Source organism: Streptomyces sp. NPDC028331, assembly GCF_055565775.1.
The window spans coordinates 100886-114820 of the sequence record NZ_JBVHTR010000001.1 but is presented as its reverse complement, the minus strand read 5'-3'; the positions used below and the strand labels follow the sequence as shown (position 1 = coordinate 114820).

Genomic DNA, 13935 nt, shown 5'->3' with positions numbered 1-13935 from the left:
CGTTCGTTCATCTTGACGAACAGAGAGGCTGTTGTCCATTGTAGAAAACATGCGTTCGCTTCTCCGAACACCCGAGCCGTTCCGCCTGCCGTCCACCGTCGACCGCGCCCTGCTCCGCGACATCGCCCTCGTCTGCCTCGCCAGTGGAGTCGTCGGCGTGTCGTTCGGGGCGATCGCCGTCGCGGGCGGGCTGCCGGTCTGGGTGCCGGTGGTGATGTCGCTGGTGGTGTACGCGGGATCCGCCCAGTTCAGCGCGGTGGGGATCCTGATCGCCGGGGGCGGCCCGGTGGCCGCGGCCGCCACGGGCCTGCTGCTCAACACGCGCACCGCGGCGTTCAGCCTCGCGGTGGCGGACGTACTGGCCGGGCGGGGACGCGCGGCACGGTTTCTCGGCGCGCATCTGGTGACCGACGAGACGGCGGCCTTCGCCCTGGCCCAGCGGGACCCGGCACGGCGCCGCGCGGCGTTCTGGATCTCCGGTCTCGGCCTGTACGCGGTGTGGAACCTGTGCGTGCTCGGCGGGGCCGTCGCCGGGAGCGCGCTCGGCGACACCGGGACGTTCGGGCTGGACGCCGCCTTCCCCGCAGTCCTGGTGGCGCTGGTCCTGCCGGCCGTCCGGGACGACGCGGGCGTGCGGCGGGCGGCGCTGGCCGGCGGCGCGGTGGCCCTGGCGGTGACGCCGTTCGTACCGGCCGGGCTGCCGGTGCTGCTGGCACTGGCCGGGCTGCTCGCGCTCGGGGGGCGGGCATGACGGCGACGTCGGCCGCGATCGTGGCGCTGGCCCTGGGCACGTACGCCTTCCGCCTGGTGGGCCCGTTGCTGCACGGCCGGGTCCGACTCCCCGACCGCCTCCAGCGGTTGCTGTCGGCGGGCGCGGTGGTCCTGCTGGTCGCGCTGCTGGTGACGGGCGCGCTCACGGAGTCGGGCGGCTTCGCGGGGTGGGCGCGCCCGGCGGGGGTCCTGGTGGGTGCCGGCCTGGCGTGGCGGCGGGCGCCGTTCGTCGTGGTGGTGCTGGCAGCGGCGGCCACCACGGCCCTGCTGCGGGCGGCCGGGGTGGCCTGACCGCCCGGCCGCGCCCAGAGGCTTTCGTTCGGACCACGCCGGGCCCGCGGGTCCTGGTCCGGACGAAGGCCCTACCAGGTCACCGGCAGCTCCAGCGGGAAGCGGCGGATCGTCTCCTTGTCCCAGCGGATCTCCTCCGCGGGCACCGCGAGACGCAGCGTCGGGAACCGCTCCACCAGGCGTCCGATGGCCACCTCCAGCTCCGCCATCGCCAGCGGGACGGCGATGCAGCGGTGGCCGCCCCAGCCGAACGTCATATGGGGCATGGGCGGCCGCTCCGGGTCGATGACGTGCGGGTCCGGGTAGCGCTTCGGGTCGCGGTTCGCCGTCAGGTACGACACATGGACGAAGTCGCCCTCGCGGATCCGTACGCCGTCCATCTCCACGTCCTCCAGCGCCACCCGGGGGATGCCGACCCCCTTGCGGAAGGGGATGTAGCGGAGCAGCTCGTTGATGACGTCGGTCAGGGTCTCCGGCCGGCTCCTGAGGTGGTCCATGAGCTCGGGACGGGTCAGCAGCAGGTAGCAGATGTCGCTGATCTGGCAGGTGGCGGTGTCCTGTCCGCTGAGCACCAGCGTCAGCGCCATGACCGCCAGTTCCTCGTCGTCGAGGGCGTCGTCGCCGTCCTTGGCCGCGGCCAGCGCGCTGATCAGGTCGTTCCCGGGGGCACGCCGCCGCTGTTCGACCTGCTCCAGGAAGTAGGAGCGCAGGGCGGCCTTGGCGTTCGCGGCGGTCTCGCGGCTGTCCGGCCCGGTCTCCAGCAACTGGTGCGCGTAACTCTGCATGCGGGGCCAGTCCTCGCGGGGGATGCCGAGGACGTCGTAGATGGTCTGCTGCGGGAGCTGGTTGGACAGGTGCTGGACGAGGTCGGCGGGCGGGCCCTGCTCGGCCATCTCCTCCAGCAGGGTGTCGGCCAGCCGGACGATCTGCTGCCGCATCCGCTCCACGTGCCCCCGGGCGAAACCCTGGGAGGCCAGGCGGCGCAGGCGGCTGCTGTGCGGCGGGTCCATCACGTTGATGGACTCCGGGGAGACGATGGGCTCCGGGGTCAGCCGCGGATAGTCGTGCCCCATGATGGCCGCCCGGCTGAACCGCTGGTCGGTGGTCACCTGCCGTACACCGTCGAAGTCGCAGATCAGCCAGGCGACGCCGTCGCCGTACGGCAGCCGGATCCGGGGGATGGGTTCGCGGGCCATCAGCTCCGCGAGCGCGGGATCGAACTCCAGACCCTCGCTGAAGTCGAACGGGCACATCATGGGTTCGCTGCTCTGGGTCATCGCGGGGTTCTCCCTCTTCCACGTGCTCTGCTTGGCCCCCGGCGGTACCGGAAGCGGGGGGATGACGTCTCTTCAACCAGCCGGTGCCGCGTTGGTGGCGTCCACCGCGGGCCGCAGCCCCCGGGCCAGCGTGACGGCGTCGCCGACGGCCCAGAAGTGGGTGAAGAACAGGCGCGGTTCGTCCCTCAGCCCGTGGTTGTGCAGCTCGACCAGCTCGGTCCGGGCGCGCCGCAGGGCCGCGAGGACGTTCTGGACCTCCTCGGCGACCATCGCGACGTCGCCGCTGATCGCCACCCGGTCGCCGCCCAGCGGCTGCCAGTTGAACGCGGTGGTCGCCCCCAGGCCCGGCGGCAGCACCATGCCGCCCTCGGTGATGGTCTCCCGGCGGATGAAGAGGCTCTTGTAGACACCGTCGTCCCAGGTGCCCTTGACACCCAGCGCGGCCTCGATGCCCGCGGTGTTCAGGGTGTGGCTCGACGGTGCGGGACGCTGCGGCGGCGGGGTGCCGGTACGGTCGAACGCCGCGCGCAGGCCGCGGGCGACGGACACCGGGTCGTTGCCGTGCGCGTGGATGTGCGCCCACCAGATGGCGGGCATCTGGGAGAGCAGGTGCTTGTGGAGCGCGGTGATCGCGATCCGGTGCTGTTGCAGCACGTCGATGAAGGGCTGCAGTTCCTGCTCGGTGACCACCAGGTCGCCCATCGTCATCGTACTGCCGTCGGCGTAGCGGACGAAGGACACATGGGAGCCCAGGGCGGTCTCCGGTTTGACGAGGACGCCCTTGGAGATCACCGACAGGTCCCTGCGCGGCAGGCCCGTGTGGTACATCAGGTCGCGCTTCATGTCACCGCCGCGGCCCAGCTCCTTGGCCACGTCCGCCCAGTCCGACAGGGCGGTGCGCACCGGTCTGACCGGCCCGTCGCGGTGCCCGTGGTCCGCCGCGGCGGGCAGGGCGCGGGCGGCGGCCGGCTGCGCGGCGGCCAGGGCCGGGGCCAGGGCGGCTGCCGCGGCCAGTACGCGCCGCCGGGGCGCACCCGATCGGGCGTGCGTGTCGTGCTGTGGGTCCTCGGCCATCATGTGAGCCTCCTCGACGCCTCGTGACGCGCCTCTCGACGCGATGGAAGCACGGGGAGCCCCGGACAGCCGCCAGCACGGCCGCCTCCTGCGGCCAGGTGGGCTAGTGGTCCTCGGCGAACGGGTGAAGCCGCCGACGGCGGGGGGCGTGACGTACGGGCCCTACGGCGCGTACAGCTCGTCCACCTCCCGGGCGAAGTCCCGCATGATCGCCTGACGGCGCAGCTTCATCGACGGCGTCAGGTGTCCGGCCTCCTCCGTGAAGTCCACCGGCAGGACCGCGAAGCGGCGGATCGACTCGGGGCGGGAGACCAGCTTGTTCGCCTCGTCCACCGCGCGCTGCAGGACCGCGTTCAGCTCCTCGTCCCCGACCAGCAGCTCCGGCGGCACGGGGTGCTTGCCGTTCATCCGGCGCCAGTGGGTGATGCCGTCCACGTCGAGCGTGAGGAGGGCGGAGACATAGGGGCGGCCGTCGCCGATGACGAGGCACTGCGAGATCAGGGGGTGGGAGCGCAGCCAGTTCTCCAGCGGGGCGGGCGCCACGTTCTTGCCGCCCGCGGTGATCAGGATCTCCTTCTTCCGGCCCGTGATCGTGAGGTAGCCCTCGTCGTCCAGCCGGCCGATGTCGCCCGTCGGGAACCAGCCGTCGGGCGTCGCCGGGACCACCCCGCCCGCGTGCGGGTCCCAGTAGCCGCGGAAGACCTGCCCGCCGGACAGCAGCACCTCGCCGTCCGCCGCGATCCGCACCCGGGTGCCGGGCAGCGGCCAGCCCACCGTGCCCAGCCGGGGCTTGAGCGGGGGCGTGACGGTGGCCGCGCCGGTCGACTCCGTCAGGCCGTAGCCCTCGAAGATCTCGATGCCGGCGCCCGCGTAGAAGGCGGCGAGGCGGCTGCCCAGCGGGGAGCCGCCGCTGATCACATGGCGGACCCGGCCGCCCAGGGCGCCGCGGATGCGGCGGTAGACCAGGGGGTCGTAGAAGGCGCGGGCCGTCTTCAGGGCGCGGCTAGGGCCCGGGCCGGAGCCGTGCTGCCGGGCCTCCAGCGCCTCGCCGTAGCGCCGGGCCACCGAGACCGCGCGGTCGAACAGCGCGCCCCGGCCGCCGCGCTCGGCCGTCGCCCGTGCGTTGTTGAAGACCTTCTCCAGCATGTACGGGATGACCAGAAGGAAGGTGGGCCGGAAGCTCGCCAGGTCGGCCAGCAGGTCCTCCGCCTTCAGGCTGGGCGCGTGCCCGAGGCGTACCCGTGCGCGGATGCAGGCGACCGCGACCATCCGGCCGAAGACGTGCGACAGCGGCAGGAACAGCAGCGTCGAGGGCTCCTCGCCGGTTCTGGCGTGGAAGACCGGGTGGAGGAGGCGGGTGGCGTTGTCCACCTCCGCGAGGAAGTTGCCGTGCGTCAGCGCGCACCCCTTGGGGCGGCCGGTCGTGCCCGAGGTGTAGACGAGGGTGGCGAGGGTGTCCGGGCCGAGCACGCCCCGGCGGACGCTCACCTCCTGGTCGGGGACCGCCGCGCCCAGCTCGGCCAGCCGCTCCACATGCCCCTTCTCGATCACCCAGGCGTGGCGCAGGTCGGGCAGGCGGTGGCGTTCCGGTCCGATGGCCGCCGCCTGGCCGACCGTCTCCGTGATCAGGGCCACCGCGCCGGAGTCCTGGAGGATCCAGCGGGTCTGGAACACCGAGGAGGTGGGGTAGACGGGGACCGTGACCAGGCCCGCCGCCCAGGCCGCGAAGTCGAGCAGCGTCCACTCGTACGTCGTGCGCGCCATGACGGCGATCCGGTCGCCCGGCATCAGGCCCTCGGAGATCAGCCCCTTCGCCAGGGCCAGCACCTGGTCGGCGAACTGGGCCGCCGTCACGTCCGCCCACCCGCCGTCCGCGTCCCGGCGGCTGAGGACCAGGTGGCCGGGCGCCTCGCTCGCGTTCTCGAACGGCAGGTCGGCCAGCGAGCCGTGGGTCACCGACGGCACCAGCGGCGGCACGTACGCCTCGCGGACCTCCCCGTTCAGCCGCCGGGTCTCCGGTTCCACGAGCACCGGGACGCCGTCGTGGTCGAAGTCGGCCGGAGCGGCGGGCAGGGGCGCGGACGAGTACGAGATGGGCATGGGCAGCTCCTGGGGCCTGCAGCTCTGCACTGCTTGCTGCATGAGGTACGCACCGCGCGTACCGAGACGTTCACCGACTGCAGCGGCTCGCTGTTACCGCCGGTTGGGAACGCGATGGTACGGCGCCCGCGTGGGGAGTCTGTGCGGGTTCCGGGAGTGTCCGGGGACGGGGCTGTGCAGGCCTTGCCAGAGTGGTTTGAGGTGCCGTCAGGGGCGCTCGGGGACCGCCGCGACGCCTTGACCGCCTGCCCCGCAGACCGAGCTCAGGCCACGACCGGGCGCCTCCCGCTCGGCGAGCAGACTGGCGAGGGCGGCCACGATCCGGGCGCCCGCGGCGGCGAGCGGCCGGCGGCCAGTCAGGACCCGGCCACGTTCAGCCGGGCGCCGTCCCACCGGGGCGAGGCCCCGCACCTGCTCGCCTCGACCCGCTCCTCACCGGTGACGTAGGCTTACCCCCGGTAACCTTACTCGGGAGTAAGCATTCGGGCGAGCAGGGAGCAGGGCCATGACGACCGACCGTTATCCGCGCTTCACCGGGACCCCCGCCGGTCGTTCCCTCCCCCGGCGGCCGGGGCTGCCGCAACCGGTGGCACTGCGCCGCCGGCCGGCCGGACGGCCCCTGCCGTTGCCGGTGGACGTGGCGGAGACGGCGGGGTGGCCGGCCCAGCCGGGGTCGGGGGCGGTCAACGGGCAGGTGGTACGGGTGTGCGGGCAGAGCCTGTTGGGGGCCTGAACGTCGTACGAAACCCCGGTTCCTCAGTTCTGGAGACAACAGTGCTGCTTCCCGTCCTGCTCCGTGGTGCCCTCCTCTCTCCCTTCAAGCGGCCCCGGCCCGACGCCTCCTTCTCCCGTGCGCCCCGCACCCTTCCCGGCGTACGCATCGACCTCGCGCACCTCGCCGCCTATGAGCGCGTATGCGGGTTCCCCACCGGAGTGGACGCCCTCCCCCTCACCTATCCGCACGTCCTGGCGTTCCCCCTCACCATGCGGATCATGGCGAGCGCGGCCTTCCCCCTGCCCCTGCTCGGGCTCGTGCACACTTCCGTGGAGATCACCCAGCGGGAGGCCCTCGGGCCCGACGGCGAGTACGAAGTGACCGCGCGCGTCGCCGGGTTGGCGCCCCACCGGCGCGGTACCGAGGCTCTTGTCGTCACCGAAGTCCGTGGTGAGTCGGGGCTGCTGTGGGAGTCGGTGAGCACCTACCTCGCCCGGCACCGCACGACCGCCCCGGCAGGCGCCCCGCCCACCGAGGTCCGCGGACGCCTTCCCGCCGTCGCGGAGTGGCGGCTGGCCGAGGACGTCGGGCGGCGGTACGCCGCCGTGTCCGGGGACCGGAACCCCATCCATCTGCACCCGCCCACCGCCCGCCTCTTCGGCTTCCCCCGGGCCATCGCGCACGGCATGTGGACCGTCGCCCGCTGCCTCGCCGAGCACCCGGTCCGCGCCGCCGTGCACCTGCGCGCGGAGTTCAAGGCGCCCGTCCTGCTGCCGGGCACCGTCACCTACGCGGCCGACGGAGGACGGTTCGAACTGCGCGGCGGGGACAGGACGCACCTCATCGGGGAGCTGCGGGCCGAGGCGGAGTGAGGCCGGGCGGTGACCAGGGGCGGCCCTCCATGAGGTTGCCGAGGCCCGCCCAGGCGAAGTTCATCAGGGTCGCCGCGGCCTGCCGGGCGGTGACGCCGGGGCTGGTGTTGGCCCAGGCCGCGAGCGACTCGGCGGCCCCGACCAGGGCCTCGGCGAGCCCGGCGACCTCGTGTTCGGGCAGGTCGGGGTCGCGGTGTGCGTCCCGGGCGGCCACGGCGATGAGCTGCGTGACGAACGCCACGATCTCCTCGCGCATCGCGGTGACCTCGGCGGCGAAGGGTTCACCGTGGGTACGGGCCTGGAGGTGCAGGATGGCCCATCCGTCCGGGTTCCGCGCGGTGTGCGTGAAGAACGCCTGGAGCCCTTCCCAGAGCTGGCGGTCGGCGCCCGTCCCGGGCCGGACGCCGGAGCGGACCGCCTCGGTGAGGGCGGCGGCCTCGCGGCGGATGCAGGCGCTGAAGAGGTCTTCCTTGGAGTTCAGGTACAGGTACACCAACGGCTTGGACACGCCCGCGAGTTCGGCGATCTCGTCCATCGAGGCGGCCATGTAGCCGCGCTGCCCGAAGGTCTTCACGGCGGCGTCGAGCATCTGCTGCTCCCGCACGGCCCGCGGCATCCGCTTGGTCTTCACGGAACCCATGCGGGCAAGACTACGGTCGGCCCGCTGCGGCGCAGCGGGACCTCAGCCGGTCTGCCCCTGCGCCCGCACCGTGTCGTCGGCCACGTCCTCCTGGCTGCGGTTCGCCTCGAGGTTCGCCTTCATGCGGTCCACCCGCTGCACGATCTGCACCGACGCCCGGTCCCGCTCCTTGCGCAGCACCACGAAGCTGATCGGCGCCGAGATCACCAGGGCGAGCAGGACGATCCACAGACCGTTGGAGTCGCCGAGGCCGCGCGGGGCGATCCCCGAGTAGACGAGGCCCCAGACGACCACGAGGCAGCCCGCGAGGATACCGAGGCGCATCAGCGTGTAGCGGAGCATCTCAATCCACTCTTCCGTTCAAACGACGCCAAAGGGGCACCGTCCAGTGAAGCACGCCGGGACCCCGATCATGCAGCGGGGTGCGCGCGACCCCGCTCACCCCAGCGGCAGCAGCATGACGATGTCGTCGCGGTCGTCCCCGGGGGCCACCCGGATCGCACCGGGGATCCGGCCGACCTCCTTGTAGCCGCAGGAACCGTAGAACCGCTCCAGGCCCAGGCCGCCGCGGCAGGTGAGCCGTATCGCCTCGATGCCGTCGAGGCCGCGGGCCGCGTCCGCCGCGGCGGCCAGCAGGTCACGGCCGTACCCCCTGCCCTGGTGCCGCGGGTGGACCATGACCGTGTACAGCCATATCCAGTGGGTCATCAGCCGGTGCGTGTTACGGGTGAGGAACGCGGTCGCGGAGACCTGTCCCTCCTCGTCGTGCCCCACGAGGAGCCGGCTGCGTCCCTCGCTCATCGCCACCAGGTGCTTGACCAGCTCGGGCCGTATCGCGTCCCGGGTGACCGGCGCCACGAACCCCACGGCTCCCCCGGCGTTGGTCACGTCGGCCCAGAGGTCGAGGATTCCGTCGCGGAGGGCAGGGGTCATGGCGGGGTCGAGCGTGAAGTCGAGAGCCACCGGCCGGATCACACCCTCATCGGCTGCGGCTGCTCCCGGCGCGCCGGGTCCGGGCCCTCGTACTCCCGGATGATCTCGTACCGCGTGTTCCGCTCCACCGGCCGGAACCCGGCGTCCCGGATCAGCTCCAGCAGGTCCTCGCGGGTCAGCTTGTTCGGCGTGCCGAAGTCGTCCGCGTCGTGCGTGATCTTGTACTCGACGACCGAGCCGTCCATGTCGTCCGCGCCGTGCTGGAGGGCCAGTTGCGCGGTCTGGACGCCGTGCATCACCCAGAAGACCTTCACGTGCGGGACGTTGTCGAAGAGCAGGCGCGAGACGGCGAACGTCTTCAGGGCCTCCGCACCCGTCGCCATCTGCGTCCGGGCCTGGAGACGGTTGCGGACCTTGCCGTCCTTCATGTCCACGAAGTCGTGCTGGTAGCGCAGCGGGATGAAGACCTGGAAGCCGCCGGTCTCGTCCTGCAGCTCGCGCAGGCGCAGCACGTGGTCCACGCGGTGGCGCGGCTCCTCGATGTGGCCGTACAGCATGGTGCACGGGGTCTTCAGCCCCTTCTCGTGCGCCAGGCGGTGGATGCGCGACCAGTCCTCCCAGTGGGTCCGGTGGTCGACGATGTGCTGCCGGACCTCCCAGTCGAAGATCTCCGCGCCGCCGCCGGTCAGCGACTCCAGACCGGCGTCGATCAGCTCGTCCAGGATCTCGGAGGCCGAGAGACCGGAGATCGTCTCGAAGTGGTGGATCTCCGTCGCCGTGAACGCCTTCAGCGACACGTTCGGCAGCGCCTTCTTCAGCTCGCGCAGCGACCTCGGGTAGTAGCGCCACGGCAGGTTCGGGTGCAGGCCGTTGACGATGTGCAGCTCGGTGAGGTTCTCCGACTCCATCGCCTTGGCGAGCTTCACCGCCTCCTCGATGCGCATCGTGTACGCGTCCTTCTCGCCCGGCTTGCGCTGGAAGGAGCAGTAGGCGCAGGACGCGGTGCACACGTTGGTCATGTTGAGGTGGCGGTTGACGTTGAAGTGCACGACGTCGCCGTTCTTCCGCGTCCGCACCTCGTGCGCGAGGCCGCCCAGCCAGGCCAGGTCGTCCGACTCGTACAGCGCGATGCCGTCCTCGCGGGTCAGCCGCTCACCGGAGCGGACCTTGTCCTCCAGCTCGCGCTTGAGCCCGACGTCCATGCGGTTACCTCTTTCTGAGACAGACTCCGTCAACCGTAGCCCTACGCCTGTTCCGGCAGGTCCCCGACCCTGTTCTCCCACTTCGTCGACAGCACGATCGTGGTACGGGTCCGCGAGACGCCCTTCGTGCCCGACAGCCGGCGGATGATCTTCTCCAGGCCGTCCACGTCCGTCGCCCGCGCCTTGAGCATGAAGGAGTCGTCGCCGGCGATGAACCAGCAGTCCTCGATCTCGGGCAGGTCCTTCAGCCGGCGCGCCACGTCCTCGTGGTCGGCGGCGTCGGAGAGCGAGATGCCGATGAGGGCGGTGACTCCGAGGCCGAGCGAGGCCGCGTTCACCGTGGCGCGGTAACCGGTGATGACGCCCGCCGCCTCCAGACGGTTGATGCGGTCGGTGACGCTCGGTCCCGACAGGCCGACGAGGCGCCCCAACTCCGCGTAGGAGGCCCGGCCGTTCTCCCTCAGGGCCTGAATGAGCTGCCTGTCCACCGCGTCCATGCGATCGAAGCCTTCCGGTGAAGAGATCCGATGAGAGATCTGCAGAGTTCCTGAAGTGTGATGAGTGGTGCCGGTACTGCGTGGTGCTCATGGGTGCCGGCGGTCAGCGGGCGGGCCGGGCACCGCCGAGTTCGCCCTCCCAGCGGCGGTACAGCCGGTGCGGCACCCCCGCCGCGTCCAGCACCCGCCCCGCGACGAAGTCCACCAGGTCCTGGATGTGCGTCGCCCCCGCGTAGAACGCCGGTGACGCGGGCAGCACCACCGCGCCCGCCTCGTCCAGCGCCACCAACTGCTTGAGGGTCTGCCCGGCGAGCGGGGTCTCCCGCACCGCGACGACCAGCCGCCGCCCCTCCTTGAGCGTGACGCTCGCGGCCCGCTGCAACAGGTCCTTCGACAGCCCGAGCGCCACCCCCGCCACGCACGCCGTGGACGCGGGCACGATCAGCATGCCCCTCGCGGGGTAGGACCCGGAGGACGGCCCGGCGGCCAGGTCCCCGGCGCTCCAGTGCCGCACCCGGTCCCCGTCGACGTCGACCACGAACGTCCCGGGCTTTCCGTCGGCTCCCCGTCCCAGCCACTCGCGCAGGTCCTCCCGCCAGTGGGCGTCCCGGAAGGCGATCCCGGTCTCGTCGAGCAGCGTGAGCCGTGCGGCACGGGAGACGACGAGGTCGACGCTCTCCCCGGCGGCGAGCAGTCCGCGCAGCACGGCGGCGGCATACGGAGTGCCGGAGGCGCCGGACACCCCTACGATCCAAGGCGTACGCGGCGTCTCTCCTGGCTTGACTGGGTTCACGACACCGAGCCTATCCGGCGCCGCGGCGCGGGAACCGGCCAAGGGGCGGGTTCGGCGTCGGCGGACATGACGACGGCCCCCCGCCCGCCGGTGGCGCGGGCAGGGGGCCGTCCGAGGGCCGTCCGGTCAGTGGCCGGGGGTGCACCGGTACAGGGCCTGCGCGGAGGCCGCCGCGCCGGCCCGGTCCGCACCGGCGGAGGCGGTGCCGGAGGAGTCCGTACCGCCGGAGCCCGTGCTGCCGTAGGCGGAGGCGGGGACAAGGGTGCAGGAGAAGCGGACCCAGTCGGTGATCTGCGCCGTGGCCGTCGTCCCGCTGCCGCCGCCGGACAGGGCGCCCGTGCCACGGCCGCCGCTCAGCAGCACGTACCGCACCTTGCCGTCGTCGACCAGTTGCCGGAACTGCGCCTCGGTCGGGAACGGCACCCTGCCGCTGAAGCCGCCGAGCGGCAGGACGTGGGCACCGGTGGCCAGGATGTACGGGGAGGCGCCGTTCCAGCTCGTGGTGGCGAACACGTAGGCGGCCGAGCCCTGGTGCGCGCTGGTGTAGGCGAGCACCTTCCGCTGGGCCGCGCTGAGTCCGCCGTCCGCACCGAACCCGCCGAACCCGCCGAACCCGCTCATGCCGCCCGTGCCGCCACGGCCCGCCCTCGTGCCGCGCGCCGTACCGCCGCCCCAGGGCGCTCGGCCCGCCCGGCCGGCCGCCGAGATCACCGACCCGTGACCGCGGTGCGCACCGGACGGGCCGGACGGGCCGACCGCGCCCATTCCGGAGCCGGCGTAGGAGGGGTCGAAGACCTGCACCGCCCATGCGCTCGGCGCGAGCAGCACCGCCGCGAGAGACGCGACCAGCCCGGCGAGGGCGAGCCGGCCGCCGGACGCCGTACGCCCGGGACGGGCCCACACCAGCAGGACGACGGCACCGAGCCCCAGCACGCCCACCGTAGGCGCCAGCCACGGCAGGAACGACGGGAACCGGCTGACGAGGTACGCACTCCACGCCGCCGTCGCCGCGACCGCGCCCGGCAGTGCCCATGCGCGCCGGCCACCGGCCCGGTAGGCGCGCCACATCAGCACCACGCCGCCACCGGTGAGCGCGGCCAGCGGTACCGCGATCACGCCCATGTAGTACGTGTGGCCGCCGACGCTGCCCGCGCTGAAGACCAGGAAGTACGTCGCCAGCCAGGTCCCCCACAGGAGGAACCCGGCGCGGATCCGGTCGGTGCGCGGCCTGCCCCGGCACCACAGCAGACCGCAGACCACGCCGACGGCGGCGATGGGGTAGAGCCAGCCGGTCTGCGAGGCCAGCGACGTACCGAACATCTTCGACCAGCCGTTCTGGTCACCGCCCCAGCCGGCACCGCCCGCCTGCCGCGCGGCGCCCGCCCGGGCTCCCGGGGCCTGCCCGAACGCCGGGGAACCCTGGGCGGTCCGGGTGTTCCCGGAGTTCCGGGTGCTCTGGGTGCTCCGGGTGTTCTGGATGCTCTGGGTGCCCACCGCGCCGGTACGGCGGTGGTGGGTGCCCCCGCCGAATCCGGTACCGCCACCGACTCCGGTACCCCCGCCGAATCCGGTACCGCCACCGACTCCGGTACCCCAGCCGAATCCGGTGCCGCCCGTTCGGCCGGCCCCCTGCCCCGCGCCCCCGTGACCGCCCCCGCCGCCCTGTGTCGCGCTGACGCTGCCCGTGGAGGCCGCGCTGATGCCGAGGGAGGAGAAGCGGTTCAGGAAGTTATAGCCGACCACCATGCTGAACGCGGAGTTGTTGGTGGTGCCATCCACATAGGGCCGGTCCTTGGCCGGGGTGAGGGTGACGGCGAGCATCCACGACGCCGACACGGCCGTCATCACCACGGCGGACACACCGAGGTGCGCCAGCCGCTTCCGCCGGGTGAGCGGCGCCGAGAGCAGGTAGACCAGCGCGAGCGCGGGCAGCACCGCCCACGCCTCCAGCATCTTCGCCTGGAAGCCGAGCCCGACCCACACACCGGCGAGCACCAGCGGGCGCAACCGGCCGTCCCGGGCGGCACGCTGGGTGGCCTCGGCCGCCAGCAGCAGACACAGCGTGAAGGCGGGATCCTCGACGGCGGTGCGGAAGAGGCCGACGGCCACCGGGGTCAGCAGGAACGCCGTGCAGGCGACGAGCGCCGCGTTCACGCCCGCCCAGCGGCGTACCAGCCGATACAGGACCAGCAGGCTCGCCACTCCCTCCAGGACCTGAGGAAGGGTCAGCGCCCATGGGTGGAATCCGAAGATACGGGCGGAAAGCGCCTGCGGCCACAGGAATCCCGGCAGTTTGTCGAGCGTGATGGAATTCCCGGGGTCGAAAGAGCCGTAGAAGAAGGCCTTCCAGCTCTCCGTCATACTGCGGACGGCGTTCGCGTAGAACGTGTGGTACTGGCTGTGGTCGATCCCCCATGCATAGAGCACGGCGGCGAGCACGGTGATGACCAGCAGCGCCGGGCGCGCGTATGCCGGCTGGCCCACCGGCGATCTCCAGGGTGCCCTTCGATCGGAACGGACGGGCCGGGTGAGGACTGTCGTAGCCATGCACAGCAGTCTTGGGGCACCGGGCCCGGCCGCCCCACCGAATCAGCCCGTTTCAAGGAAACTCTCGCCAGACTCAGGCCGATTCTTTAACCCCACCGGACGGGCTTTCAATAAGCGAACCGCTGTTTATTGCCGCCCGGCACACATGCCGCCCACATGAATGGCACAGCGCATGCACAGCTTTCGGTCTTTCAGCGAATGCACAGCTTTCGAACGGTCGGCG

At 72.4% G+C, this 13935-nt stretch carries 13 protein-coding genes and 2 pseudogenes; 4 read left to right on the top strand and 11 right to left on the bottom strand.

What is annotated here, in order from left to right; all coding sequences use genetic code 11:
• Positions 1-49 precede the first annotated feature (49 nt).
• Both ACZ4SW_RS00540 and ACZ4SW_RS00535 read left to right on the top strand, forming a co-directional pair.
• The gene (locus ACZ4SW_RS00540; protein ID WP_468235998.1) at positions 50-751 is read left to right on the top strand and encodes an AzlC family ABC transporter permease; all 702 of its coding nucleotides are present in this window, start codon (positions 50-52) and stop codon (positions 749-751) included.
• Positions 748-1062, top strand: a complete 315-nt coding sequence (locus ACZ4SW_RS00535) for an AzlD domain-containing protein (protein WP_468235996.1) — start codon at positions 748-750, stop codon at positions 1060-1062. The genes ACZ4SW_RS00540 and ACZ4SW_RS00535 overlap by 4 nt, the downstream gene beginning before the upstream one ends.
• A 71-nt stretch (positions 1063-1133) precedes the next feature.
• Here the strand turns inward: ACZ4SW_RS00535 and ACZ4SW_RS00530 are convergent, their stop codons facing one another.
• The 4 genes and pseudogenes from ACZ4SW_RS00530 to ACZ4SW_RS00515 all read right to left on the bottom strand — a co-directional run.
• Complete coding sequence (locus tag ACZ4SW_RS00530) at positions 1134-2339, bottom strand: cytochrome P450 (RefSeq protein WP_468235993.1); 1206 nt, start codon at positions 2337-2339, stop codon at positions 1134-1136.
• A gap of 72 nt (positions 2340-2411) precedes the next feature.
• Positions 2412-3416: a DUF1259 domain-containing protein gene (locus ACZ4SW_RS00525; RefSeq protein WP_468235991.1), complete on the bottom strand. Its 1005-nt coding sequence runs from the start codon at positions 3414-3416 to the stop codon at positions 2412-2414.
• Between the two features lie 159 nt (positions 3417-3575).
• A complete protein-coding gene (locus ACZ4SW_RS00520) occupies positions 3576-5513 on the bottom strand; it encodes an AMP-dependent synthetase/ligase (protein ID WP_468235988.1) in 1938 nt (645 codons plus the stop codon).
• Between the two features lie 207 nt (positions 5514-5720).
• Positions 5721-5921 (bottom strand): annotated as a pseudogene (locus ACZ4SW_RS00515) (acetyl-CoA C-acetyltransferase); the annotation flags it as partial.
• Positions 5922-6099: 178 nt separating this feature from the next.
• Here ACZ4SW_RS00515 and ACZ4SW_RS00510 point away from each other — a divergent pair.
• Both ACZ4SW_RS00510 and ACZ4SW_RS00505 read left to right on the top strand, forming a co-directional pair.
• Positions 6100-6246: pseudogene (locus tag ACZ4SW_RS00510) on the top strand (3-oxoacyl-ACP reductase); the annotation flags it as partial.
• A 41-nt stretch (positions 6247-6287) separates the two neighbouring features.
• Positions 6288-7100 (top strand): MaoC family dehydratase, encoded by an 813-nt coding sequence (locus ACZ4SW_RS00505; protein ID WP_468235986.1) that lies wholly within the window; start codon positions 6288-6290, stop codon positions 7098-7100.
• On the opposite strand, the gene ACZ4SW_RS00500 is transcribed toward ACZ4SW_RS00505, so the two are convergent.
• From ACZ4SW_RS00500 to ACZ4SW_RS00470, 7 genes are all read right to left on the bottom strand, one after another.
• On the bottom strand, positions 7069-7740 hold the full coding sequence (locus ACZ4SW_RS00500) for a TetR/AcrR family transcriptional regulator (RefSeq protein WP_468235984.1): 672 nt from the start codon (positions 7738-7740) through the stop codon (positions 7069-7071). The two genes, ACZ4SW_RS00505 and ACZ4SW_RS00500, sit on opposite strands and share 32 nt — an antisense overlap.
• Before the next feature lie 42 nt (positions 7741-7782).
• Positions 7783-8082 carry a DUF4229 domain-containing protein gene (locus ACZ4SW_RS00495; protein WP_468235981.1) on the bottom strand — a complete coding sequence of 100 codons (300 nt, stop codon included), beginning with the start codon at positions 8080-8082 and terminating at the stop codon, positions 7783-7785.
• 96 nt (positions 8083-8178) lie between these two features.
• Complete coding sequence (locus ACZ4SW_RS00490; RefSeq protein ID WP_468235979.1) at positions 8179-8703, bottom strand: GNAT family N-acetyltransferase; 525 nt, start codon at positions 8701-8703, stop codon at positions 8179-8181.
• Between the two features lie 8 nt (positions 8704-8711).
• Positions 8712-9875 (bottom strand): aminofutalosine synthase MqnE, encoded by a 1164-nt coding sequence (gene mqnE / locus ACZ4SW_RS00485; protein WP_468235977.1) that lies wholly within the window; start codon positions 9873-9875, stop codon positions 8712-8714.
• Positions 9876-9916: 41 nt separating this feature from the next.
• A complete protein-coding gene (locus tag ACZ4SW_RS00480) occupies positions 9917-10372 on the bottom strand; it encodes an Lrp/AsnC family transcriptional regulator (RefSeq protein ID WP_468235974.1) in 456 nt (151 codons plus the stop codon).
• 103 nt (positions 10373-10475) lie between these two features.
• The gene (locus ACZ4SW_RS00475; RefSeq protein ID WP_468235972.1) at positions 10476-11165 is read right to left on the bottom strand and encodes a UbiX family flavin prenyltransferase; all 690 of its coding nucleotides are present in this window, start codon (positions 11163-11165) and stop codon (positions 10476-10478) included.
• 126 nt (positions 11166-11291) lie between these two features.
• Positions 11292-13649, bottom strand: coding sequence for an ArnT family glycosyltransferase (locus ACZ4SW_RS00470; protein ID WP_468235970.1), 2358 nt, complete (start codon positions 13647-13649; stop codon positions 11292-11294).
• Between the last annotated feature and the right edge of the window lie 286 nt (positions 13650-13935).

Excerpts from the sequence above, each read along its gene's own strand:
- ACZ4SW_RS00530 (WP_468235993.1), bottom strand. The coding sequence starts at position 2,339 with ATGACCCAGAGCAGCGAACCCATGATGTGCCCGTTCGACTTCAGCGAG.
- ACZ4SW_RS00520 (WP_468235988.1), bottom strand. The coding sequence starts at position 5,513 with ATGCCCATCTCGTACTCGTCCGCGCCCCTGCCCGCCGCTCCGGCCGAC.
- ACZ4SW_RS00500 (WP_468235984.1), bottom strand. The coding sequence starts at position 7,740 with ATGGGTTCCGTGAAGACCAAGCGGATGCCGCGGGCCGTGCGGGAGCAG.
- ACZ4SW_RS00480 (WP_468235974.1), bottom strand. The coding sequence starts at position 10,372 with ATGGACGCGGTGGACAGGCAGCTCATTCAGGCCCTGAGGGAGAACGGC.
- ACZ4SW_RS00535 (WP_468235996.1), top strand. The coding sequence starts at position 748 with ATGACGGCGACGTCGGCCGCGATCGTGGCGCTGGCCCTGGGCACGTAC.
- ACZ4SW_RS00540 (WP_468235998.1), top strand. The coding sequence starts at position 50 with ATGCGTTCGCTTCTCCGAACACCCGAGCCGTTCCGCCTGCCGTCCACC.
- ACZ4SW_RS00495 (WP_468235981.1), bottom strand. The coding sequence starts at position 8,082 with ATGCTCCGCTACACGCTGATGCGCCTCGGTATCCTCGCGGGCTGCCTC.
- ACZ4SW_RS00525 (WP_468235991.1), bottom strand. The coding sequence starts at position 3,416 with ATGATGGCCGAGGACCCACAGCACGACACGCACGCCCGATCGGGTGCG.
- mqnE (WP_468235977.1), bottom strand. The coding sequence starts at position 9,875 with ATGGACGTCGGGCTCAAGCGCGAGCTGGAGGACAAGGTCCGCTCCGGT.